The sequence below is a fragment of the Portibacter lacus genome (genome assembly GCF_021533215.1).
In the GTDB taxonomy this organism is placed as follows: domain Bacteria; phylum Bacteroidota; class Bacteroidia; order Chitinophagales; family Saprospiraceae; genus Portibacter; species Portibacter lacus.
This window is the reverse complement of the sequence record NZ_JAJNKA010000021.1, coordinates 22296-45971: the sequence shown is the minus strand read 5'-3', so window position 1 is coordinate 45971 and position 23676 is coordinate 22296. Positions and strand designations below refer to the sequence as shown.

Sequence of the window (23676 nt, the reverse complement as noted above, 5' to 3'; positions counted from 1 at the left end):
CAATATTTCTAATATGAGGAATATGACTATGCGGACAGTGCCGTCATTCCTAGCTTTGGCACAGTTTATGCGTTTCATAAAATGCATGAATATCGAAGAATTAAATAGAAAACATTTTTTAGAAACAGACATGTTTTACCGTGTAGGATACGGTCTATCTTCTAAATTAATAGACTACAGAAATGGAGTAATTCATTTAGAAGTAGTCATCGGCAGAAAGTGGAGAAAGTCACATAACGCGACAGCACACGAGCTGGGAAATTGTTGGAGAAAGACTCATCCTGAGTTGAATAAAGCAATAGCTTGTAAGGTATTTATTATTGATACTAGACGATATCCATATAAGAAATCATTAATGAATTCCGGGATTCAGGCGGAGTATGATTCTAAAAAAGGCGTTCTGTTTTCAGAGAATTATTTGAATTAGATTTTTTTACCGTCATAAACTTCAAAGTCTATCCAGCATTTTCTGTGGGTTCCTATACTGTTCTTGAGATTAAGAAACATTGAATAAACCTTCACTTTTAAGAATGCTTGAATGTTTTTTCAGAGTTGCATCTACATTTAGCTTCGCAGTCCTTGCTTTCTCTACAAGGCTCCACGCGGCTTACGAGTCTAAATGTTCACTGGATTTTCAGCCAGAATTCATCGTGATTCAAACTAAATAAATATCACCCAATGGTCCTATAGAATTATATTAGTATTAATATTCATGAAATCCCGTTTCGTGGAAAAAGTCAACAGATTTATTTTACATTTTACATAATTGTTAGATAACAGATAGCTTTAGTTGCCATGACTTTTCTACTTAATTTCCTTGTACATAAAACACATTCATAGGCTTCCGTTGGTAAAAGGACAAGTCTAGAGGTGATGCGATGAAGTTTTTCTCCTTTTTTATTAACTAATCAGGACTTTCAAAAAAACATTCATAGGCTCACGGTAGGTGATACGATGAAGTTTTTCTGCCTTTTTTAAAAAATAATCAAAACTTTACTGGACAAATTCGCGTTTCCTTACACTAGTACAATAGAACTTATAAATTAACTTTCGTACGAGCCGAATGATTATTCGGGAAGGTTAGCTGCCTTTGTTGGTAAATAGTTCTGTGACTTATCGGGTATATATTAAATTTGTACGTATATTTAATTTTTATAATATTAAATTAATTATGAGTAAAGATGACAAGCTAAAAGCACTGAGTTTAGCAATGGCAAATATTGAAAAGAATTATGGTAAAGGAACCATAATGAAATTAGGTGATAAAAAAGTAGTAGACGCAGAAGTGATTTCTACTGGATCACTTGGACTGGATATAGGATTAGGAGTAGGTGGATTTGCTAAAGGAAGAGTTATAGAAATTTATGGTCCTGAGTCATCAGGAAAAACGACATTAGCAATTCACGCAATAGCAGAATGTCAGAAGAAAGGAGGAATTGCAGCATTTATTGATGCGGAGCATGCTTTCGATCGATTTTATGCAGAAGCACTTGGTGTAGATACAGAGAACTTATTGATATCACAGCCAGATAATGGTGAGCAAGCGTTAGAGATTGCTGAAAACTTGATTCGTTCAGGTGCAGTTGATATCCTAGTGATAGATTCTGTTGCAGCATTGGTGCCGAGAAGTGAGATAGAAGGAGAAATGGGAGATTCTAAGATGGGTCTTCAGGCAAGGTTGATGTCACAAGCGATGAGAAAACTAACTGGGTCTATCGGTAAGACAGGCTGTTGTTGTATTTTCATTAACCAGTTAAGAGAGAAAATCGGAGTGATGTTCGGTAATCCAGAAACAACAACTGGTGGAAACGCACTTAAGTTTTATGCTTCTATGCGATTAGACATCAGAAGATCAGGTTCTGCGATTAAGGATAAAGAAGGAAATGTAGTTGGGAATCCAGTGAAAGTAAAAGTGGTAAAGAACAAGTTAGCGCCACCGTTTAGAATAGCCATGTTTGATATCATGTATGGTGAAGGAATTTCTAAAGTTGGTGAGATTGTCGATCTTGGTGTGGAATGTGAAGTAATTCAGAAATCTGGGTCTTGGTATTCTTATAATAGTACTAAGGTTGCTCAAGGTAGAGAAGGTGCGAAACAATTTATGAGAGATAATCCTGAGTTGGCACTTGAAATAGAGAACTTGATTAAAGCAAAATATAATGTTGGCGTGGATAGAAATGAATCTGCTAAAGATGCAAAAGCTGTAAAGGCTTAAAACGTCAACCAATTCCTTATTGAGAACAAGGAACATAGGCACTTCTGAAAAGAGGTGCCTTTTTTTGTTTTACAATCTATCTCTTCATTAATCTGACAGCACTTTCAGTGATGTAAGATCTGGTGTGGAAGACTGATGTCATCGCTTTAGAGCGCTAACATCAGGAAGGATGACGTTTTGTTAATCTGACAGCACTCTTAGTGAATTAAGATTTGGTGAGGAAGACTGATGTCATCGCTTTAGAGTCCTAACATCAGGAAGGAATTACTTCCATTCAAAAGACTCAATCACCCGAAGCACATCTTCTTTTACGAAGTCATAAATGGGTGCAATAGAATCAGGATATACCTTACTATTAAAATACAAGGAAGCTCTAAAGAAGTGGTTCGTAGAATCTGTAAGATAAAATTGCAAATTAGAAGCAACATCACCTCTAAGTTCGAACATCATTCCAGAAACGTTGTTTTCCTTTTGAATAGGAAAATCATCTCTATACTGTGCTTTAATATTATGTTTTCCAACTAACGTAAACGCATCATTCACCATCTTATCGAAGTGTTCCCTATTATTTAAAGGAATATAACTGCAATGCAAGTCACCATTAAAAGGAGCAAGATTAAGGTTAAACCAACATTCATTGATCGGTTTTCCATCAAAAAAGAATTCATCCTTTTCTACGGTTGCGTAATCTGGATAGTCAAATGTGAAAGCACAATAATTAGTGTCAAAAGTAACATAGTTTCTTTCGGGAAAGTCAATTTTTGGAAAGGATCGTGGCTTCGGATTGTATATTTGCTCCGAGCTGCAGGCCCATATAAATAAAAAGAGGAATAGAATTGATAAATACTTCATGCTACGATTAACGCTTAATCATTAAATTAATTTTTTCAATCCTCTTATTTGTCATGGAAACAATTTTTAATTTATAAGGATTCAAATCTAATTCACTATCTACTTTAGGGAATCGTCCAGTAACTTCTAGAAACATTCCTGCCAAGGAATCTGACTCCCCTTTTATTTCATCAAAGATATTAATATCCTCTCCGATCACTCTGCAAACATCGTTGAGAAGTGTTTTTCCTTCGAAAATAAAGTTGTTGTCATCAATCCTCAAGAATTCAATATCACTATCTTCATCGAATTCATCTCTTATATCTCCGATGATTTCTTCCATAATATCTTCGAGTGTCACAATTCCTGAAGTTCCACCATATTCATCAACTACAATCGCCATATGAAGTCTCTTCAATTGAAACTCTCGTAGAAGTTCATTAATTTTTTTCGATTCAGGAATGTATAACATATCCTTTCGGATGAATTGTTGCCAATTATAATCTTGGTTGTTGTCTGTATGTCCTAGTAAGTCTTTTACATAAAGGATACCTTCTAGGTTGTCAAAATCTTCCTTATAGACAGGAATTCTTGAATAACCTGATTCTTTAACAACCTTAAGTACTTCTGTAAATGATGTCTGCATGTCTACAGAAACGGTATCCATTCTAGAAGTCATAATTTGCTTAACCAAAACATCACTAAATTTCAAGATCCCTTTCAGTATGTCTGCTTCCTCTTCAGCATTTTCTTCTTGACTAACGGTTAGATCAATGGCCTTATCAATATCATCTTTTAATCTTGACTTAGCACTTCCTTTATGTTTGTCTACCTTGCTTTCTATTTGGTTAGACCACTTTACGAGAATTTTACTGAAACCTCCTAATAAGAACATAAGAACAGCCAGTGGTGTTGCCATTAGCTTTGCAAATTTGATCTTATTAATATTCGCATATATTTTCGGAAGTACCTCTCCGAATAATACCAATAAAAAAGTTACACCAACTACGGTTATGAAAAAGATGATGGCATTAGAAATAGCTGGGATAGAAAGCCCTTTCAAAAAAAAGATGTTCTCTTGAAACCATGTTGCGGTATTGTTAAAATAGCCTTCAGGAAGTAATTCGGTAAAGATTAAATCTGAAATAATAATGATAGCAATATTTATAAAGTTATTGCTGATCAGAATGGTAGCCAATAATGAACGAGGCTTATCTCTCAGTTTTAGTAAGCGGGTATTACTTTCACCTTTTTTTAGTTCTTCTACATCATTATTGTTTAATGAAAAGAAAGCCACTTCTGAGCCTGAAATGAGAGCTGAGCATATTAATAATACAAATAGCATTAGTAATAAACCAATTAAGCCCCAGTTAACGGTGATGAGTAAAAAAACGTTTAATATTAACAAACCCAGTTCGGGAGGAGGTTCAATACCCAAGATTTTATGATTTCGTTAAATAAATAGCCATTATTAAAATGGTAAGTCATCATCTACTCCTGAGAAATCTTGTGCAGCTGGTTTTTCTGGACTTTTTGCTTTTTCTCCTGGCAGATTAAATTCGGTTTTAGTGGATGAATTTCCAAAACTTTTCAATTCATCTTCTTCGGAAGGAAAGTTATTACCGGATTCACCTGAACTCTCTTTACGATCTAGTGCTCTCAAGTAATTACCCACAACATCTGTTGTATAACGGTCATTACCATCTTTATCCTGCCATTTTCTAGTCGTTAATTTCCCTTCTATATAAACTTGCATTCCCTTTTTAAGGGTTTTTTCAGCTTTTTCAGCAAGACCCCTCCATACGACAACATTATGCCACTCCGTTATGGTTTGCCATTCACCACTCTTGTCTCGGTAATTCTCATTGGTCGCAACAGAGAATTTTGCAACAACACTTCCACTCTCTAAGTGCCTCACTTCAGGATCTTTTCCTAAGTTACCGATTAAGATTACTTTATTAACCATTTCAAGTTTATTTTTAATATTTTAAATATATCGAATTCTTATCGAAATACCAATCAAATGCTTTTGGGAACGCAAATTTCCGTAAGTTTTCTCGCTCTACCAAAAAATAGCTTGTCCCATTTTTTAAAATAAGTTTTTGCGCTTCATAATTGTGAAAGGTGATGCTCAGGTTTTGATGAGTAAGAACATGTTTTATTGGCCCTTGAATTCCATCAAGTTTATAATCTATTGCTGAAAAATCCTCCTCATTTATTCCACCATCTGCCGTTAACTCATAGAAATCATGCAAATGTCTCCATATATCCTTCCCGATGCGTTTCTTGATCAGTATTTTACCACGATAGGAAATGACTGCGAAGTTTAAACTTCTATTGACCTTTTTAATTTTCTTCACTTTCAATGGTAATTCTGAAACCATTTCATTCTGAAAAGCATAACAATCATCATTGAAAACGCAAGAGTTGCAGTCCGAATTTTTAGGCTTACAGAATAAAGCACCAAAATCCATTATGGCTTGATTAAATGCGGCAGGTTTTTCCTTGTCAAATACTTGCTCAACTGTTTTTTCAATGAGTGCTTTCCCTTCCTTTGTGTCGATTCCTTCTCTTATGCCAAATATCCTAGAGATAACCCGATTTACATTTCCATCTACTACGGGAACAGGAAGTCCATATGCAAAACTACCTATGGCAGCGGCAGTATATGGTCCTATGCCTGGAAGCGCTTTTAACCCTTCGTAAGTGTCTGGAAAATTTCCTCCAGAATCATGAATGAGCTTAGCAGCTTTGTGGAGGTTTCTTGCTCTACTATAGTACCCAAGACCCTCCCATAACTTCATGAGTTCTTCATCTGAGCATTCAGCGAGTTCTTTTACTGTCTTGAATCGGTTTCTAAATTTAAGGAAATAAGGAATACCTTGTTCTACTCTTGTTTGTTGAAGAATGATTTCAGAAAGCCATATGTGAAAAACATTCGGATTGTCCTTCCAAGGTAGTTCTCGTTGAATTGTTTCATGCCATGAAAGTAACGTTGAAGAAAATGAAGCCATCTAAAATACTATTGGAGTAAAATAAAATAAAAAATCAGTGTAAGCAACTTATTGAGCTTACACTGATCATTAATTATTTTTTGTGTTGTTCTACTATACTGCTTTGGCTGTATGTAGTTCACCAAATTGTTTCTGGATCATCTCTTTTAATGCTCTTCTTGCGAAGAAAATTCTACTTTTTACAGTACCTAAAGGGAGATCTAACTCGTCTGCAATTTCTTGGTATTTGAAACCTTGGTAATGCATTTCAAAAGGTACTTTGATCGAATCTTCTAAGCTATCTATCATTCCATGCAATTCAGTCATTAGAATGTTAGAGTGAGCATCGTTAGATATCGCTGCTCCACCAGAATTGATAAAGTACATATTATCTGTAGAATCGATAATCGTGTTCGCTTTTGCTTTTCTTCTATAATTATTAATGAAGATGTTTTTCATTATAGTAAACAACCAAGCCTTAAAGTTAGTACCAGGTCTAAATTTATCTCTATTAGTAATAGCTCTGTATGCAGTCTCTTGATATAGATCTTTTGCATCTTCGGTATTCTTAGTTAAGTTATATGCAAAAGAATGAAGCAAGCCTGAAAGACTGTTTAATTTTGAATCAAATTCTATTGTTGACATAACGTTTGTTTTTTTTGTTTAACAAATATACAAAAATATTAAACAAAACATAGGTCTTGACGAAGACTTTTTGCTCTGTATGCTCTAAAGTACTACTATATAACGATTTGTTTGTTGAAATATTTTTAAAAAAAGTTAAACAAAGTGTTAATGAGGGGTAAAAGTCTTGTTTGCGATAGCTAAAGTGTGCCTAATAAGACAATTACGTTGATACTGATTTAAGAATATACTATGCTTTATTGAAGTGGATATCAGTAAAACAGTCTAAAAGCAATAAATTAAGTCTTTAGAATTAGACTATTTCTGCGCTCTAAACAATAAGACGATTGCAACAATGGTAAATATTATATTGGGAATCCATATGCCGACTAATGGAGTTAAAGTCTGACTGTAGGCAAAAGTGGTAGAGAACTTCGATATCAATACGAACAATGACCCTAGCAATAAACCCAAGGCTAAATTTAGACCCAACCCACCACGTACTTTTCTAGAAGCAAGAGACATTCCGATAATGGTCAATATGATAATAGTGAATGGATCGGCATTTCTCCGATGATACTCTACAAGGAATTTTTTCGGATTGGTAATCCCTTTCTCGTTCTGATCTTCTATATAATTCAGAATCTCAGGAGAAGTCATCATTTCCATTTGATTAGAAAATCGGATAAACTCTTCTGGCGTGAAATTCAACAAAGTATCTAACTCTTTCCCCGATTCTATCTCCATGCTTTCATTCATTCCATCGAAAGTCCTAACCATATAATCCTTCATGGTCCACTTGCCTGAAGAATTATTAAACTTTAATCGTTTAGCTTTTAGAAACCTTGTTAATTGGCCTTCCTCAAAGGTTTCTAAACGAAAGTCGATCATAGTGGAATCTCGTTGCCGGAAATATCGGACAAATATTTTTTCATTTGGCGCAATCCGCATATGCACATTTTCATTCAGCGTCTTTTTATTTCCTCTCCAGATATATGTATTCTCGAAGGTGGCTTTTTTTTCATTACTGATCGGAATGATGTAATTATTCCCTACCCATAATAATGTTGCTAAGAAACAGGATGCAATTAAATAAGGAACCATGATTCTGTAGTAACTAACTCCAGATGCTAGGATTGAAATGATCTCGGAGTCCTTAGCCAGTCTACTAGTGAAGAAAATAACTGCGATCAGGGCAAATAGTGGCCACAAGAGACCATTTATCCATGGAATAAAATTGAGGTAGTAGTCGAAGACAATTTCATTAAAGCTAATTTCCTCATCTAAAAATTTCCCGACCTTTTCGCTGAAATCAATCACCACGGCAACCATAGTGATGAGCAAAATGGTAAAGAAGAAAGTAGTTAAGTACTTCTTAATGATATATCTGTCTATTTTTTTAAGCACTAATACCTTATAATCTGGTTTGTAATTTAACGACCATCTGATTTTTCCATTCTACGAATGTTCCATCGATAATTCTTGTTCTAGCTTCTCTAACTAATTTCAAAAAGAAACTCAAGTTATGCAAACTCGTAATCTGTGGTCCTAACAGCTCTTTAACTTGAAACAAGTGTCTAACGTATGCTTTCGTAAATCTGGTACTTGTTTCGATTCCTAATTCAGGATCTAAAGGACTAAAATCTTCTGCCCATTTAGAATTCTTTATATTAATAACGCCTTCATTTGTATATATTAACCCATGTCTCGCATTTCTTGTAGGCAATACACAATCAAACATATCAATTCCCAATGCAATACTTTCTAGCAAGTTAGCTGGAGTTCCTACACCCATTAGATATCTCGGTTTGTCTTCGGGCAATATATCCGTCACTATTTCGGTCATCGCATAAAGGTCCTCATGTGGCTCTCCTACTGATAAACCTCCGATGGCATTAATATCAGCGTCTTTGCTCGCAATATATTCAGCAGATTGCTTTCTCAGATCCTTGTAGACACTTCCTTGTACTATTGGAGCTAAGCATTGCTCATAGCCATATAAACCTTCAGTTTTTTTCATATGAACCATACATCGATCTAACCAACGATGTGTCATATGCATGCTTCGCTTAGCGTAATTGTATTCGCATGGATAAGGTGTACATTCATCGAATGCCATAATAATATCCGCACCTATATTTTTTTGTATGTCAATGGCTTTTTCAGGACTAAAGAAATGCTTTGAACCATCGATATGACTAGAGAACATCACGCCCTCTTCCTTTATCTTCCGATTATTACTTAAGGAATAAACTTGATAACCACCACTATCTGTTAAGATAGGACGATCCCATGAAATAAACTTATGAAGCCCACCTGCTTTATTGATAATATCAATTCCTGGTCTCAAATAAAGGTGGTAGGTATTACCTAAAATGATATCTGCATTAATAACATCTTCCAGTTCTTTCTGATGGATTCCTTTCACAGTTCCGATAGTCCCTACAGGCATAAAGATAGGTGTCTCTATGATCCCATGGTCTGTATGAATTGATCCAGCTCTTGCTCTAGATCCTTCGTCTTTCTTTAAAATATCAAATTTCATATTATCTGGATAAGTCCATTTTTAGTAGTACACCAATCATTAGTGAAAATGCAAGTAAGGAGGTTCCTCCTTGACTTAAAAAAGGCAAAGGTATCCCAATGACAGGCATAATACCCATCGTCATACCTATATTTATAAAATAGTGAACGAATAAGATGCCCGCCACTCCGTATCCGTAGTGCCTCACAAAGTTGCTCTTAGATCTTTCCGCGATGACTATAATTCTATACAGTAGTAATAGGAATAGAAGAACGACACTTATTACGCCCAAGAAACCTTGCTCTTCTCCGATGATACTAAAGATAAAATCGGAAGATTTTTCTGGTACATAATTCAGTTTTGTCATATCACCTTGAAGAAAACCTTTACCCTGAAGTCCTCCTGAGCCAATGGCTAACTTCGACTGAATGATATTATATTTTACATCATAGCTAGCTAGGTCTGGCCTTAACCAAACATTAATCCTGTCTTGCTGATGTGGAGCTAGTACTTTCTCAAATGCATAATTGGAACCATACGAAAATAGACCTGAAATTAATATGACGGAACCTATGATAATGTAGTATGATAGCTTTCGCGCGTCCCATTGAAGAAAAAGAACAACGAAGAATAGAGCGATAGATGCAAGGACAGTATAGATAAAGTCAGTCTTAGGGACAAACACGAGACTTAAAATCACTGCAGCTAAAAGTCCCAAAACCCATGGCGTTCTATTTTTGAAATTTGAAATTAGAACGCCTATACCTAATGCAATTAATAGAAAGATCACTGTTATAGGACCGAAAATTAATGAGAAAACAAAGATTCCTAAAAGTGAAAGTCCTATTACAAAGTAAAGAGGGGAAATCCCTTCTCTAAAGAGCAATATAAAAAAGGAAAAGAATACAATTGCTGAACCTGCATCTGGTTGTAATATGATCAAGAATGAAGGCAAGATGAAAATACTTATCGCAATTGCTTGGGACTTAAGTGTACTCAGATCTGTTTTGTAAGAACTCAGATAGGACGACAAGGCTAGACAAGTAAAAAACTTTGCGGTCTCCCCTGGTTGAAAACTTAATCCAAAAAAGGAATACCATGACCTAGCATCATTGATTTCTAGTCCAAATATTAAAACTCCAATTAGGGATAGAATTCCAAGAGCGTAGAATACATAGGAAAAAGTATCCCAGAACTTCCAGTCTATGAATAAGGTACAAATGAAAACAAAAAAGGAAATGATTACCCAAATAAAATGACCACTAAATAAATCTGCGAATGAAAATGCTGATTCTTCTACACTTGAATCGGCGTTCGAAGAATAGATCATTAGCCAACCGATTAAAACCAAAGCAAGATAGGTAGACAAAGCTACCCAGTCGATTCCAGATCTAATGGCAGTATTTATTCTAGCCATATATTATCTTAATAATTCAACTTTCCTGATTTTATCCATTACTGGAATTGCATTGGGAAAATCTTCTTTGAGTTCAAGTAAAAAACTTTGTAATTCTAACTTCGTTCTATATGCGCCTATCTGCACTTGATAATAAGGACTCACATGTTTCCACTCTGCTTCTAAATCAGGATACAAGGAAGCGCATTTCGATCTAGCAGCTTCCATTTTCCTCCTATCATTCGTTGTGATCAATTGAATTCTCCAGCCTTGAACATATTCCGAAGAACGACTTTGACTAATATAAGAATTCATTAATCTGGAAATGTTCGGCTCTTCTGTAATGGCAACTTGACCATTAAGAGAAAAACAAATTCCTAAAAAACACAGAATGATGATCGACTTCATAGTTTTATACTTTTCCGTGACACAGTTTAAATTTCTTACCACTTCCACATGGACAAGGATCATTTCTACCTACTTTTTTCTCCGTTCTAATAAACGTTTCAGGTTTCTCTTGAGTTCTACTCACACCTTCAGCAGCTGCTCTCGCTTCTTGTTCTGCTCTACTTGTTCTCACTTTACTCAAATCTGTCTTTTGCTCTTGAGCTTCTGACATTTCCTGATTGTTTCCAAGAAGTATTTTTCCTTTCATTAAGTAAGAAGCAACATCTTTATTGATAAGGTAAACGATACTTTCAAATAATTCGTATGCTTCCATTTTATAAACAACCAACGGATCTTTTTGCTCGAAAGATGCTGCTTGAGATGATTCTTTCAGCTCATCCATAGACCTTAAGTGCTCTTTCCAGTTCTCATCTATCAGAGCTAAAGTAACAGCCATTTCTATTTCTCTCATTAAAGAAGCTCCTTCAGACTTAACAGATTCTTCTAAATTCGCAGAAACAGGAAGTGGATTAGTTCTTCCATCAGTAAATGGTATTGCGATACGCTTGTATTTGTGACCTTCATTAGCATAGACATTTTTAATTACTGGAAGAAGAATTTCAGTGATCTTTTCTGATTTTCTATCATAAAATTCATGAAGATCTGACTTCAGCTGAGCAATCAAATCTTGTTCATTACCCTCTTGGAAAGAAGCTGCATCTATCTTAGGATCGAAACCTAAGAAAGTAAGCACTTCATTTCTGAAAGTGTCATAGTTACCAGCATTTTTGTGATCTACAACAATGTTCTCTGCAATAGCGTTAAACATATTGTTCAGATCAACCTTGATCCGATTACCAGATAATGCGTTATTTCTTTTTTTGTAAATGGCTTCCCGCTGAATATTCATTACATCATCATATTCAAGCAATCTCTTCCTGATACCAAAGTTATTTTCTTCTACTTTTTTCTGAGCTCTTTCTAGAGACTTAGTTACCATAGAGTGTTGAATAACCTCCCCATCTTTATGACCCATTCTATCCATCACTTTCGCAATCCGCTCGGAGTGGAAAAGTCTCATTAGATTATCTTCTAAAGAAACAAAAAACTGAGATGATCCAGGATCTCCTTGTCTACCTGCACGACCTCTTAACTGTCTATCGACCCTTCTTGAATCGTGACGCTCTGTGGCGATAATACCTAGACCACCAGCGGCTTTCACTTCGTCAGAGATTTTTATATCCGTTCCCCTACCGGCCATGTTTGTTGCAATCGTAACATTTCCAGCTTTACCAGCCTCAGCAACAATGTCTGCTTCTCTTTGATGCTGTTTCGCATTTAAAACATTGTGCTTGATGTTTTTCATTTGTAACATCCTGCTTAATCTTTCAGAGATGTCTACAGAAGTTGTACCAACTAGTACAGGTCTTCCTTTCTTCGTCATTGATTCAATTTCATCAATAACGGCATTGAATTTTTCTCGTGCGGTCTTAAATACTAAGTCCTCTCTATCATCCCTTATGATTGGTTTGTTAGTAGGAATTACAACCACATCTAATTTATAGATTTCCCAAAACTCACTTGCTTCCGTTTCGGCAGTACCAGTCATCCCGGAGAGTTTGTGGTACATTCTGAAGTAATTCTGCAAAGTAACAGTTGCATAGGTTTGTGTGATGTCACCTACTTTTACATTTTCTTTTGCTTCAAGTGCTTGGTGTAGACCATCTGAATACCGACGACCTTCCATCATACGACCTGTTTGCTCATCTACTATTTTCACTTGACCATCCATGACCACATACTCTTCATTACTTTCGAATAAAGTGTAGGCTTTTAATAGTTGGCTTACAGAGTGTAATCTTCTAGATTTAATAGAATAATCGCTGATGATGCTTTCTCTTAATTCTCTTTCTTTATCTGGAGAAAGTCCCTTTTCCTGTAAAGATTGGATTTCTAAAGCAATGTCAGGCATGATGAAGAAGTTAGCATCTTCCTCACCTTTTGCAAGAAACTCAGAACCTTTCTCAGTTAACTCTACGTTTCTGTTTTTTTCATCGATTGTAAAGTAAAGTGGCTCATCTACAAGGTGCATGTTTTTAGACTGCTCTTGCATGAAAAAGTTCTCCGTTTTCTGGAGCATTACTTTTATTCCCTCTTCTGATAAATACTTAATAAGAGGTCTATATTTAGGTAGAGAACGGTAAGCTCTTAAAAGCGCCATTCCTGCTTCACCTTCATTGTTTCCAAGTTTGCCTTCTTTTACCAACTTTTTAGCTTGAGCTAAATATTCAGTAGCTTGTTTTTTCTGAACATCATATAACCGCTGAACTTTTGGTTTCAGTGCATAATATTCTTGTTCTTCAGTACCTTCTGGAACGGGTCCTGAAATAATTAATGGCGTTCTTGCGTCATCTATTAATACAGAATCGACCTCATCGACCATGGTAAAGTGGTGCTTACCTTGAACTTTTTCTTTTTCATTTCGCACCATATTATCTCTTAGATAATCGAAGCCAAATTCGTTATTTGTTCCATAGGTAATATCGCAATTGTATGCTCTTTTTCTATCTGGAGAATGTGGTCTATACTTATCTATACAATCGATCGTAAGAAGTAAAAATTCGAAAATAGGTCCTATCCATTCACTATCCCTTCTTGCCAAGTAATCATTCACGGTAATGACATGAACACCTTGTCCAGAAAGTCCATTCAGATATGCAGGTAAGGTTGCAACTAGTGTTTTTCCCTCTCCCGTCTGCATTTCTGCAATCTTTCCATCATGAAGCACCATACCACCGATAAGTTGCACATCATAGTGAACCATATTCCAGGTGATTTCACCTCCAGCTGCGAGCCATGTATTGCTATAGATAGCTTTATCACCTTTTATCGTGATGTAATTTTTCTTAGCGGCTAGATTTCGATCATGCTCAGTTGCTGTAACCTCTATGGTTTCATTGTTACTGAACCTGTTTGCTGTTTCTTTAACAACCGCGAAAGCCTCTGGCAATATTTCTTTCAGCACTTCCTCTAGATGCTCGTCCCGCTTTTTTATAAATGCATCTATTTGATTATAGATTTCTTCGGTTTTTTCTAGGTCCTTTTCCTTATTGGCTTCTTCTTGTAAAGCTTCTATATCGGAATCTATTCCCTTTAAATGCTCAGAAATTTTATCCCTAAAATGAAGGGTTTTATTTCTAAGTTCATCATTCGAGATATTTTTATAGGAATCGAAATGTTTATTTATAACCTCTACAACGGGGCTGTATGTTTTAACATCTCTATCATACTTCGTCCCGAACAACTTTTGAAAAACATTTAACATGATCTTGTTTTATTATGCCACAAAGATATTGATTGCCCTTTAAGTTTCACCAGGAGTTCTGATTTATTTATATAAATGACAGTCAATATTATAACGTTTACCTCTAGTACATAAGTTGTACCAACACTTTATTTATGAAATTATACGCCATATTGGCATGGTAAAAAAGAATTATGAGACTTTTTGGCGATGGATTTCAGTACTTTATGATCTCAATCTTTTTTTGTGCAATGATTCCTTTTGAATTTGAATGGTTTTTTGCCTTCCTTTAAAAAATGCAAATACCTCTAAGCAAAGAATAATACTAATTGCGCTTCCAATGGTGAATAATTGAATGTTTCCAACTTTAACAATCTGTTCTGGGTAGAAACTGTGAATAACTAACAAGTCGAAACAAGTAAAACAAATGCCGAAAATGAGCATCATTACTGCTACAGCTCTTATGCCTTTGGTCTTTTGCTTAATCAATTTATAACCAGCATTCGTTAAAATTAAATTAGACTCTAAGGAAGTGGGATCAATTTTTAATAATTCGCTAGAAACGTGTTGTGCTTTTTCAAATTCGCCAATATTAAAAAGTGCGAAGGCTTTTCTTTTCAACAACACACAGAATAAATCATCGGAGCCTTGTTGAAAATTCTCATTGATTACATCAAAAATCAATAAGTCTAAATGGTCTAGACATTTTTTGAAATGCCCGATTTCATAAAGCGCGATATTATATTTGTCAAGGAGATCTATCCGAAAATCGGACTCCATATTTTCTACAATCTCTCTATTTTTTTCAATAAAATAAATCTGTCTGGAATAGTTCTTTTCCGGAATCTGCTTGAAGCCTAAAACCACATCAGCATAATATGTAGAATTAATGGCGGACATTTTATTTATTTGATGATAGAATGTTCAAATATAAGAGACAACAAGTTAATCAGATTTGTTCTGAAAGACAATGAAGTAAATAAAGAAAAAATAATTATTTTTTAGGTCGCTCTAATCTTGCCTGATACTCTGTATGAAATTTGTCAGCTTGATGTTATTAATTTCTAGAATCCTTTCCCCACAATAATTTGTTGTGAATGGTTTCCTGAAACGAAACGCCTTCTAATTGCACAAGTCTCGCTGGAAACTCACATTTTCTGACAGATAGTTTATGATCTGACGTAATGATTTCGAATCTTGAATCGAGCGTACACAAAAAGTTCTCTCCTCTCCCTTCGATCACAAAACTCAGTTCCGTCTTATCTGAAAGGACTACTGGACGAGCATTCATGTCGTGTGGCGCCACTGGGGTGATGATGAAATTTCCAGAGTAGGGAAAGACAATCGGACCTCCACAACTGAGGGAATAACCTGTCGAACCAGTAGGCGTCGAAACAATAAGTCCATCTGCCCAGTAAGAATTTAGAAAAGAACCGTCGATAAAGGTATGCACCTTAATCATTGCCGATGTATCTCGTTTATGAAGCGTAAAGTCGTTCAGCGCGAATGACTTTTCTCCGAATAACTCATCGGCACCATTCAATCTCAACATGACTCTTTCTCCGATAGAATATCTGCCAGCGAACAACTTATCTAGTGCTCGCTCTATTTTATTTTTTTCAATGATGGCTAGAAAACCGAGACGTCCCAGATTTATACCTAAAATAGGTATTTGAAGATCCTGAATTAAGGTTATAGCAGTAAGAATGGTCCCATCTCCTCCTAATGTAATGACAAAGTCTACATTTGCTTCTTTTAACTCAGCTGTTGTATCGATTACACTACACTCCGAGCAAAAATTAATATTTTGTTCAGCAAGAATATCCTGATAAAGCTTATTCACATAAACTTTTGCTGCTCTTTTTTCTAGCGAACTAACTAATGTGTGAAGGTATACTTCGTTTCCTTCCTTGAATCCTTTGCCAAACAATAATATATTCATATGACGAATTTAGAACTATTCAAGGAAAATTTTGGGTTCCGTTTGTAAAAAGTAAGGATCCATCTCATTTTTCTTGATTTTTCTAAAGTGGAAAGCCTTAGAACGAAATCTTATTGGATACAAAAAATCCTCCTTCGCCTAAGTGATTCCAACTATAGTCAAGTTGGAATAAATAAGTATTATACAACATTAAGCCAAAAGAAGGTCCATATCCATATAACCAACGATTATTAAAGGTGTTTGTTTCGATGTAGTGGCGCTCATTAACGTATCCAGCATCAGCTTCTAAACTTAGGTAGAGTTTTAGGTCAATTTTATTAAATTGGGTCAGCGGAATCCATTTGCTCACATCAAATAAATGCTCATACATTTTATAATGTACGCCAGTTTGTAAATAGAAATAGTCGCTTCCATCCACTCTATATCGGTCGTATCCTCTTATTACCTCACCTCCTCCAAGAGCTTCATTGTTCGCATATGCTAATTGATTACGGATCAAATTATACTTCCCCTTCACTCTGTAATTCCAGATAAACTTAGATTCTTTATTGAAATATTTTTCATACTCTACAGCTAGAGAGAGGTTATTCAAATCTTTAAAAAGAAAAAGACCTTCTTTTTTAAGGTTCACATGTACAAAATCTCCAGCCTCTGGAAAAATTCTAAACTCTCTCCTATCGAAAAAGAAAGCATAATTAAAAAACATAAATTGATTCCTAGTCTTTCCATCAAGGAAGTAGTCTGGATTAAGTTCTGATGCAGCGTAGGGATTAATTTTGTTATCGTGATATTCTAAACGAAAAACATGAGTTACAAATAGGTTCGGACGATAACCGATATCCGCTCCTAATCGAAACCTTGTCGCCATGACTTCGTCATTGAAAGTTGCAAATTGTGGCTTATTGCCGATTGTTTTGTAGGTGATTTCTCTCACATCTGCGTAAAATGCATTAATGGATGTCGTCCACTTTCCGCTTGCATCTAAGAAAGGGAAGTAATATTTTAACTCTAATTTTCGAGTATAACCCAGCTGAAAAGTAAGGGTCATTTTATCCCTGTGGCCAGTGAGGTTAACGTGTTCAGCGCGGAGGCCGTAATTGACTCTGCTTAGGTCTCTCATCTGGTCATACCACCAAAAATTAAAATTTTGGTCAGCTAGTTCAAAGATGGGATTGGGGAAAATATACCAGTTTTCATTGACATTAATAAAGGCCGTATTATTCTTAATCTTGATGATTACCTCATTAAAGAGTCCGATGCTGAGCAGTCTCTTTTCATTGAATTCTTCTACCTCTTCTATATTGGTATCGGTGGTGTATTCGGTTCCAATTTTAAAATTGAGTTCTCTTAAGATGACCTTCTCTTTAGTTCTTTTATTACCAGTAATAACAATGTTGTGTATAGTGATTTGCTGGCTTAAGAGCACATTGACAAATAGTAAAAAGAAGAAAATTAGGGATTGCCTCATGTCAGGCGTCGAATATAATATTAAACATTCAGAAAATGCATCAAAGAATCAAATCGTTCTTTCATCGAATCTATATACTCCGTTTCAGCAAAGGTAGACTTGATGGTATATTCATAACGTTCCAGCGTAGCAATGATGTGCTGGATGTCCTGTACATTTAATTTTAATGTTACTAATATTTCATCTGAATTAGGACTATTCGTAATGAAAGAGCTTAGTATCGAAGCATTTTCCATTTCAATAATCCTAGAAATTTCTGCAAGCGAATAATCTCGCTTTCTTGTTTTTAGCACAAGGATGCTCCCACTTTCTGTAAAAGAGAAACTCTTCGCATAGAATTGAATTAAATCATCCTGTGTAATGAGCCCTATATAATCTCCTTTTTGATCTACTACGGGAACAACGGTCAGATTATATTCAGCCATAATAGACATGACTTCGAACATGTGATCTTCAGCTTTTGCATACGGCTTGTGCATAGACAAGGTGTATGATCCAATCGGCTCAGATAATTCGTGTCCTAGAATCTCTTCTTCAGATATAACACCAAGTAATTGTTCATTATTGACAATAGGAAGATGTTTCACATGAAAAATATTCATGATCGTAATAGCTTCTTCACCCAAGTCAGAAGTCCTAAGGGAGGAAACTGTTTGTGATATGAGTTCGTTAGCTATCATTTACTTATTGTTTTTTAATAAGACGTTTTTTTCGAAGGTTATGCACAAACTTTAACATTCTTTAACGTCTCATTAGTTTTTCTTTCTCTAAAGAATATTCCTTGTCAGACAAAAGGCCTTTATTTCTTAATTCTGACAATTTCTGTAATTGTGATAATAAAATATCATCTTGAATTACAACTTCAGGTTCTACTTTATCTATGGTTTCGATAGGAGATCCAGAGGTATTGAATTTATATCCATTTTCCTGAAACTCCTCGAATTCTTCTTGTATTCTCAGATAAGCAAGGTCATCATGGGTCTTAATTTTCTCGAAATCCTTGAATCCATTTTCGACTGCTTTCTGTAAGTGATAAAAGCCTTTTTTCGGCTTTTCAGTTAAAGAGTAAGCACATGCTAAGTTAAAATGTAACGCCATATCCGCAGGATCTAACTCTATCCCTTTATTGAAATCTTCTATTGCGCCATCGATGTCATAATCCTTATATTTAGAGATTCCAGTTTTCTTAAATGGATTCTCTCTAGGCCTCCTCACTTTGTTCTGAGTGGGCGCTGGTTTTTTATAGCTCTCTCTTCTGACTTCATAGCTTCCTTGCTGCCTTCTGCTGGTAGTGCTTTGTCTTGGAGGATATCGTCTTTGCTGCCTTGAATCGTATCTGCTGTTTCTGCTCTGTCCACGTCGATCTGTCCTCGTATCGTAAGACTTGTTATACTTTGCATCAAACTTTTCATCTGACATCGTAAATAAAACAAAAGCATCCACCATTCCTAGAAATGCCGAAATAGGTAATCTCATAGAACTACCAACCATGAATAAGATTAGATAAAATATACCAGCTCCAGAATCCCTGAGGTAGAACTTATGAGCTCCAAAGGATCCTAAAAAAAGTGCTATTATCGCTGCCGTAATTCTATTCTTCATTATAAGATCCCCAAATTAATATTTTCAAATTTATTTATCATAAAACTTTACAAGTTAATATAGCAATGTCATCTGGATACGATTGGCTTCCCTTGAAATTATCGATTTCTGATAGTAAGAGATTATTAAACGTTTCCGCTGATTCATGTGAATTAGCTTGTATAAAAGTATCTATTTTTTCGTCTTCAAAGTAGTCGCCCATTTCATTCTTTAGGTCTACTAAACCATCAGTAAAACTAAATATCATGCTATTATGTTCAAGATCTAGCTCTTCTTCTTCAATATGCGGTAGTTTTTCAAACGCTCCGATGATGGTACAACCCTTATCTAAACGTCTCATTTTTCCATTTTGATACAAGAATGGTGGATAATGTCCAGCATTAATATATCTTAGTTTCATGGTAGACACATCTATTTCACCTATGAAAAAGGTAATGTACTTATCACTCTTTGTTATTCTGAACACGGATTGATTAAGTGCAAATACAAAGGTTTCAAGATCTCGATATTGAAAAATCAACCCTTGAATAATGGCCTGAAAATTTGCCATTAATAAAGCAGCTGCGACTCCTTTTCCCGAAATATCTGCAATACAAAATGCAAATTTATCATTGTCAAACTTAATATAATCCAGATAATCGCCTCCTACATTAAAGTGAGGTTTATAGATTTTAGAGAGCTCATAACGGTCATTGATCGGTAGTTTTTCAGGAATCAGCATCTTCTGAACCTCACTCGCAAGCTCTATCTCTTTCTTAAACCGTTCTTGCCTGATTTGCTTTTTGAAAAGTCTTTTATTTTCAATAGCAACAGCAATGATATTCGTAATTGTCGTTATAAACTGGATTTTGTTATAGACATCTTCTTGGTCCTTAATTCCACCGATGACCGCATAAGCAATCGGGTGATCCTTATGCATTACAGGAATAATAATGTCAAAGGCCTGCAAAACTTCAGGATCTTCTGGCTTAATCGTATGTAGCCTTTCATAGTTAAGTATGACAAGCGCAAGTTCGTTAATAATCCATTCTGTTTCGATGTTGATATGAGAGGTACACATCCAGGAATCATCTTCTAAGACAAAGAGCACCATTTTATGAACACCCATTTCCCAGCTCAAGAATGATTTATACATATTGTACAAGCCCTCTGTGGAAACATTCTTATTAATGGCCTGGGTAATGGTCAATAGAGATTTGATCTGAAGCTGCTTAAGGCTTAGTTCCTTTTCAAGTTTCTCCAATATTGCTAATTCTCTACTCATATAGAATCAAAAATAGTCATTCTTATCTAATTCAATATTCATTCCAAGAAAATAGAAAAATAGAGTACCAAATAGATGCTTCTTAGAAAAGCATAAAAAGCTTGCCTTTGGATTTGTTTTCAAACATTAAATTTCAAGAGAAGAAATTGCTGCCTAGCCCTTTCGGGATATCATCAAGAGATATAAAATTACTTACTAAATGGAAACTTTCCTTTTTGGGAGCATAAAAAAAGGTGGCCCTCGCGAGCCACCTCCATAAAAAAAAACTTACTATAATTATTCTTTACATGCCTCTACGAGTGCGTCGAATGCTTCATTATCTTCAATTTCTACTACTTCGCCAGAATCTTTCATCGTCACAGAAATAGGGAAGGAAACTTCTGGGATTTCATCTGGTCTATTTGACAACCATGATTTTAACACATCTTTCATGTCTCTTTTTTCTTCTATCTCGATGACCTCTCCATCTGCCATCACTACTGAAATCGGAAGTTGAACTTCGAAACATTTATTATCAAGATACCGACCAAAAGCACCACATTTTCTATGTCTGTTCTGATATATTCTACATTCCGCTCGAAGTACTGCAATCTCTTCCTGTGAATTAACCTCGATAATCTCACCATCTAATCTGGTGATGCTAAATGGAAACTGAATAGTTGGTCTTTCTTCCGCATCTGGATTTGCTTCTTTCCAAGTTTTGAGTGCAGATACAAACTCCCTTCGATCAGCAACTTCAGATGTAGTTTCATCAGAGAATACGATTGTTAATGGGAAATTAGCACGATAACATCTGTGATGGCCTCCAATTGCTCCGTCTCTCATTTCCTTATAAGTATCGGTCACATAATTATCTACAACTGACCATTCTTCTTTAGAACAAGAGGATAAAAGAATCCCAATAGCCAAAAATAAAACTGCATAACTTTTCATAACTTCTATAATTTTAAAATGTTTATTAATCTTTTAACAGAAGGAAGAGTCAAAGAATAGATTTTTGTACTTACCATTACTTTGTTAAAATTCTGTTAAAGCTTTTTTGCTTAGAATGATTGGTAGGAACTTAAGAAATTATGAATATCGTTTCTGAATAAATAGGTGTTTCTAATTTTAGCATTATTCATTAATTTGTGCCTATATTTAAAACATTGGAAGGAATAAATTGCATGCAGCTTTTATTGGATGGTCAGCGAGATGGACTTGCCTGTCTATATAAGCTGTTTGCTAAAGACCTCTATAAATACGGTATGGCAATATGCAGTGATGATCATGAAGTGTCGGAATGTCTACATGATTTCTTTATTTACTTATGGGAGAATAGGACAAAATTCGACAATGTAAATCATCCGAAAGCATATCTTTTTACTTCATTTAAGAGGAAATTAATTAAACAATTAGCTAAGAATAAAAAGCACGATGAACTAAGCTATAAGCATGATGGTTTAATTTCTCAAGAAAGTATAGAAGAAACTATTTCTAAAGAGGAAGGTCAGGTAGAATATACATTGAGATTAAATAAGGCGATTAAAAACCTATCTGATAGAGAAAGAGAGGTTATTCATCTTAAGTATTTTCAACGTTATAAGAACGAAGAGATAGCTGGTATACTCGAAATCAATAATCAATCAGTTCGAAATTTACTTTATCGGGCTATTCAGAATTTAAAAAAGAAACTATGAGTACAAAACGACTATTTACGGCTCCTTATAATATGACAATGAAATATCTACTGTTTTTTATAGTATTGGTTTGTGTAGGATCTTGTGCTAAGGAGTATGGATATGATGTAGATCCTGAAATTCAGCCATTTTTTGATCTTTTCGAAGAAGAGGCAGCATTAAGAGGAATTACAGTTGATCTCGACGCTGCGGGGATAGGTGCAACCATTGATTTTATCAGAGATAATAGTACGGTAGGTCAATGTCAAAATAGTGATGAAGGAAATAGGAGAGTATTGGTTGATAAGTCTTTTTGGGCTGACTACGATTATTACGGCAAGGAATTTATCATCTTTCACGAATTAGGACACTGTTACCTAGATAGACTACACGAAAATTCAGTATTGACAGGAAATATATGCGCAAGTATTATGCAGAGTGGTGTGAGCGGATGTATAAATGCTTATGGTGAAGAAACAAGAGAAGAATATTTAAATGAGTTATTCGGACAATAAATATGATAACTATGCTATAGAAGATTGGGTCATCGATGATGACTTCATCTCCTATGTTAATGGGGAGCACGACTCAACATTAATAGATAGTCTGAAGCTTGATCCGAAGCATTCAGAGAATATTCAAGAATCAACTAAAATTATTCAAAACTTAAGTGCAGATACAATCACAATCGAAGATCAGAAGTTAGATGGCATATTTAACCGAATCAACGAAACGATAGACAGCACTGCTGAAGAACCGAAAGCCAAGACTAAGATCAAGTCGATGAGATGGGTGGGAGTTGCTGCAGCTATAGTAACCTTATTTGTCATCGCTTTTCCATTTATCTTCAAAAGTGAAAATAGTCATGTGACAACGATTGCCGAACAAGATTCTTTTAAACTTCCAGATAGCTCTGTTGTCGAATTGAATAGTGTTTCTACCCTGAAATATAATGAGCGTTCTTGGGAGAAAAGCAGGTTCCTCGTTCTAGAAGGAGAAGCATTTTTCAAAGTAAAAAAAGGCTCTAAGTTTACCGTGAAAAGCCCACAAGGTGTAGTTTCCGTGCTTGGAACCCAGTTTAATATTACGGATCGGATCGGCTTTTATGAGGTAGAGTGCTTAGAAGGAAAAGTTCAGGTCTCTATCAAACTTCAGGATTCATATATATTAAACAAAGGTGACCGATTTATACTAAAAGACAATCAAGAACCAGTTATAGAGAAAAATGTAGTAAAGAAGATTGATTGGCTTGATAAATTTGTGAATTTTGACAATCAGAATCTGAGCTATGTTTTAGATGAAGTGGGGCGCCATTTTGATGTTAAGTTTGAAAATGTCGATGCACTATTAGATAAAAAGTATACTGGTTTCTTCACAACGGTTTCAATAGATAGTGCGATGCAACAAATATTTTGGCCAATGGATGTTAACTATGAAATCAAGGGTAAAAAAGTCATTGTCAAATAAT

22 protein-coding genes are annotated in these 23676 nt (G+C 35.3%); 5 read left to right on the top strand and 17 right to left on the bottom strand.

Annotation, left to right across the window (positions count from 1 at the left end; translation table 11 throughout):
• The first annotated feature begins 85 nt into the window (after positions 1-85).
• Positions 86-427: a hypothetical protein gene (locus L2586_RS23250; protein WP_235295402.1), complete on the top strand. Its 342-nt coding sequence runs from the start codon at positions 86-88 to the stop codon at positions 425-427.
• 744 nt (positions 428-1171) lie between these two features.
• Positions 1172-2215, top strand: coding sequence for a recombinase RecA (recA, locus tag L2586_RS23245; protein WP_235295401.1), 1044 nt, complete (start codon positions 1172-1174; stop codon positions 2213-2215).
• A gap of 264 nt (positions 2216-2479) precedes the next feature.
• On the opposite strand, the gene gldD is transcribed toward recA, so the two are convergent.
• From gldD to L2586_RS23160, 17 genes are all read right to left on the bottom strand, one after another.
• A complete protein-coding gene (gene gldD, locus L2586_RS23240; RefSeq protein ID WP_235295400.1) occupies positions 2480-3067 on the bottom strand; it encodes a gliding motility lipoprotein GldD in 588 nt (195 codons plus the stop codon).
• Between the two features lie 7 nt (positions 3068-3074).
• The gene (gldE, locus tag L2586_RS23235; protein ID WP_235295399.1) at positions 3075-4484 is read right to left on the bottom strand and encodes a gliding motility-associated protein GldE; all 1410 of its coding nucleotides are present in this window, start codon (positions 4482-4484) and stop codon (positions 3075-3077) included.
• Between the two features lie 33 nt (positions 4485-4517).
• Positions 4518-5012: a single-stranded DNA-binding protein gene (locus tag L2586_RS23230; protein ID WP_235295398.1), complete on the bottom strand. Its 495-nt coding sequence runs from the start codon at positions 5010-5012 to the stop codon at positions 4518-4520.
• Between the two features lie 13 nt (positions 5013-5025).
• Positions 5026-6060: an A/G-specific adenine glycosylase gene (mutY, locus tag L2586_RS23225; protein WP_235295397.1), complete on the bottom strand. Its 1035-nt coding sequence runs from the start codon at positions 6058-6060 to the stop codon at positions 5026-5028.
• Positions 6061-6153: 93 nt separating this feature from the next.
• A complete protein-coding gene (locus tag L2586_RS23220; RefSeq protein ID WP_235295396.1) occupies positions 6154-6684 on the bottom strand; it encodes an RNA polymerase sigma factor in 531 nt (176 codons plus the stop codon).
• 297 nt (positions 6685-6981) lie between these two features.
• Positions 6982-8070, bottom strand: a complete 1089-nt coding sequence (locus L2586_RS23215) for an LptF/LptG family permease (RefSeq protein WP_235295395.1) — start codon at positions 8068-8070, stop codon at positions 6982-6984.
• 7 nt (positions 8071-8077) lie between these two features.
• Complete coding sequence (gene tgt / locus L2586_RS23210; protein ID WP_235295394.1) at positions 8078-9208, bottom strand: tRNA guanosine(34) transglycosylase Tgt; 1131 nt, start codon at positions 9206-9208, stop codon at positions 8078-8080.
• A 1-nt stretch (position 9209) separates the two neighbouring features.
• Entirely contained in the window at positions 9210-10604 is a 1395-nt protein-coding gene (gene rodA / locus L2586_RS23205; protein ID WP_235295393.1) for a rod shape-determining protein RodA, read from the bottom strand.
• Between the two features lie 3 nt (positions 10605-10607).
• Positions 10608-10991 (bottom strand): SPOR domain-containing protein, encoded by a 384-nt coding sequence (locus L2586_RS23200; protein ID WP_235295392.1) that lies wholly within the window; start codon positions 10989-10991, stop codon positions 10608-10610.
• Between the two features lie 4 nt (positions 10992-10995).
• On the bottom strand, positions 10996-14295 hold the full coding sequence (gene secA, locus L2586_RS23195; protein WP_235295391.1) for a preprotein translocase subunit SecA: 3300 nt from the start codon (positions 14293-14295) through the stop codon (positions 10996-10998).
• A 204-nt stretch (positions 14296-14499) separates the two neighbouring features.
• Positions 14500-15174: a hypothetical protein gene (locus L2586_RS23190; protein WP_235295390.1), complete on the bottom strand. Its 675-nt coding sequence runs from the start codon at positions 15172-15174 to the stop codon at positions 14500-14502.
• 157 nt (positions 15175-15331) lie between these two features.
• Positions 15332-16216, bottom strand: coding sequence for an NAD kinase (locus L2586_RS23185; RefSeq protein WP_235295389.1), 885 nt, complete (start codon positions 16214-16216; stop codon positions 15332-15334).
• Between the two features lie 97 nt (positions 16217-16313).
• The gene (locus tag L2586_RS23180; protein WP_235295388.1) at positions 16314-17684 is read right to left on the bottom strand and encodes a BamA/TamA family outer membrane protein; all 1371 of its coding nucleotides are present in this window, start codon (positions 17682-17684) and stop codon (positions 16314-16316) included.
• A gap of 20 nt (positions 17685-17704) precedes the next feature.
• Positions 17705-18364, bottom strand: a complete 660-nt coding sequence (locus tag L2586_RS23175) for a CBS domain-containing protein (RefSeq protein ID WP_235295387.1) — start codon at positions 18362-18364, stop codon at positions 17705-17707.
• Between the two features lie 61 nt (positions 18365-18425).
• Positions 18426-19286 (bottom strand): NINE protein, encoded by an 861-nt coding sequence (locus L2586_RS23170; RefSeq protein ID WP_235295386.1) that lies wholly within the window; start codon positions 19284-19286, stop codon positions 18426-18428.
• A gap of 37 nt (positions 19287-19323) precedes the next feature.
• Entirely contained in the window at positions 19324-20550 is a 1227-nt protein-coding gene (locus L2586_RS23165) for a GAF domain-containing SpoIIE family protein phosphatase (RefSeq protein WP_235295385.1), read from the bottom strand.
• Positions 20551-20826: 276 nt separating this feature from the next.
• A complete protein-coding gene (locus L2586_RS23160) occupies positions 20827-21483 on the bottom strand; it encodes a hypothetical protein (RefSeq protein WP_235295384.1) in 657 nt (218 codons plus the stop codon).
• 233 nt (positions 21484-21716) lie between these two features.
• Between L2586_RS23160 and L2586_RS23155 the strand changes: the two genes are divergently transcribed.
• Genes L2586_RS23155 through L2586_RS23145 form a run of 3 tightly spaced genes read left to right on the top strand, consistent with a single transcriptional unit; the run spans position 21717 to position 23675 of the window.
• A complete protein-coding gene (locus L2586_RS23155; RefSeq protein ID WP_235295383.1) occupies positions 21717-22229 on the top strand; it encodes an RNA polymerase sigma factor in 513 nt (170 codons plus the stop codon).
• Positions 22226-22723 (top strand): hypothetical protein, encoded by a 498-nt coding sequence (locus tag L2586_RS23150; RefSeq protein WP_235295382.1) that lies wholly within the window; start codon positions 22226-22228, stop codon positions 22721-22723. The genes L2586_RS23155 and L2586_RS23150 overlap by 4 nt, the downstream gene beginning before the upstream one ends.
• Positions 22704-23675 (top strand): FecR family protein, encoded by a 972-nt coding sequence (locus L2586_RS23145; RefSeq protein ID WP_235295381.1) that lies wholly within the window; start codon positions 22704-22706, stop codon positions 23673-23675. Before L2586_RS23150 ends, L2586_RS23145 begins: the two co-directional genes overlap by 20 nt.
• The last annotated feature ends 1 nt before the right edge of the window (position 23676 follow it).

Coding starts and splice junctions, on each gene's coding strand:
- secA (WP_235295391.1), bottom strand. CDS start 14,295: ATGTTAAATGTTTTTCAAAAGTTGTTCGGGACGAAGTATGATAGAGAT.
- L2586_RS23155 (WP_235295383.1), top strand. CDS start 21,717: ATGCAGCTTTTATTGGATGGTCAGCGAGATGGACTTGCCTGTCTATAT.
- L2586_RS23165 (WP_235295385.1), bottom strand. CDS start 20,550: ATGAGTAGAGAATTAGCAATATTGGAGAAACTTGAAAAGGAACTAAGC.
- L2586_RS23185 (WP_235295389.1), bottom strand. CDS start 16,216: ATGAATATATTATTGTTTGGCAAAGGATTCAAGGAAGGAAACGAAGTA.
- L2586_RS23160 (WP_235295384.1), bottom strand. CDS start 21,483: ATGAAAAGTTATGCAGTTTTATTTTTGGCTATTGGGATTCTTTTATCC.
- L2586_RS23150 (WP_235295382.1), top strand. CDS start 22,226: ATGAGTACAAAACGACTATTTACGGCTCCTTATAATATGACAATGAAA.
- L2586_RS23180 (WP_235295388.1), bottom strand. CDS start 17,684: ATGAGGCAATCCCTAATTTTCTTCTTTTTACTATTTGTCAATGTGCTC.
- L2586_RS23145 (WP_235295381.1), top strand. CDS start 22,704: ATGAGTTATTCGGACAATAAATATGATAACTATGCTATAGAAGATTGG.
- gldD (WP_235295400.1), bottom strand. CDS start 3,067: ATGAAGTATTTATCAATTCTATTCCTCTTTTTATTTATATGGGCCTGC.
- L2586_RS23190 (WP_235295390.1), bottom strand. CDS start 15,174: ATGTCCGCCATTAATTCTACATATTATGCTGATGTGGTTTTAGGCTTC.
- mutY (WP_235295397.1), bottom strand. CDS start 6,060: ATGGCTTCATTTTCTTCAACGTTACTTTCATGGCATGAAACAATTCAA.
- L2586_RS23230 (WP_235295398.1), bottom strand. CDS start 5,012: ATGGTTAATAAAGTAATCTTAATCGGTAACTTAGGAAAAGATCCTGAA.
- rodA (WP_235295393.1), bottom strand. CDS start 10,604: ATGGCTAGAATAAATACTGCCATTAGATCTGGAATCGACTGGGTAGCT.
- L2586_RS23250 (WP_235295402.1), top strand. CDS start 86: ATGAATATCGAAGAATTAAATAGAAAACATTTTTTAGAAACAGACATG.
- L2586_RS23175 (WP_235295387.1), bottom strand. CDS start 18,364: ATGATAGCTAACGAACTCATATCACAAACAGTTTCCTCCCTTAGGACT.
- recA (WP_235295401.1), top strand. CDS start 1,172: ATGAGTAAAGATGACAAGCTAAAAGCACTGAGTTTAGCAATGGCAAAT.
- L2586_RS23220 (WP_235295396.1), bottom strand. CDS start 6,684: ATGTCAACAATAGAATTTGATTCAAAATTAAACAGTCTTTCAGGCTTG.
- L2586_RS23200 (WP_235295392.1), bottom strand. CDS start 10,991: ATGAAGTCGATCATCATTCTGTGTTTTTTAGGAATTTGTTTTTCTCTT.
- L2586_RS23170 (WP_235295386.1), bottom strand. CDS start 19,286: ATGAAGAATAGAATTACGGCAGCGATAATAGCACTTTTTTTAGGATCC.
- tgt (WP_235295394.1), bottom strand. CDS start 9,208: ATGAAATTTGATATTTTAAAGAAAGACGAAGGATCTAGAGCAAGAGCT.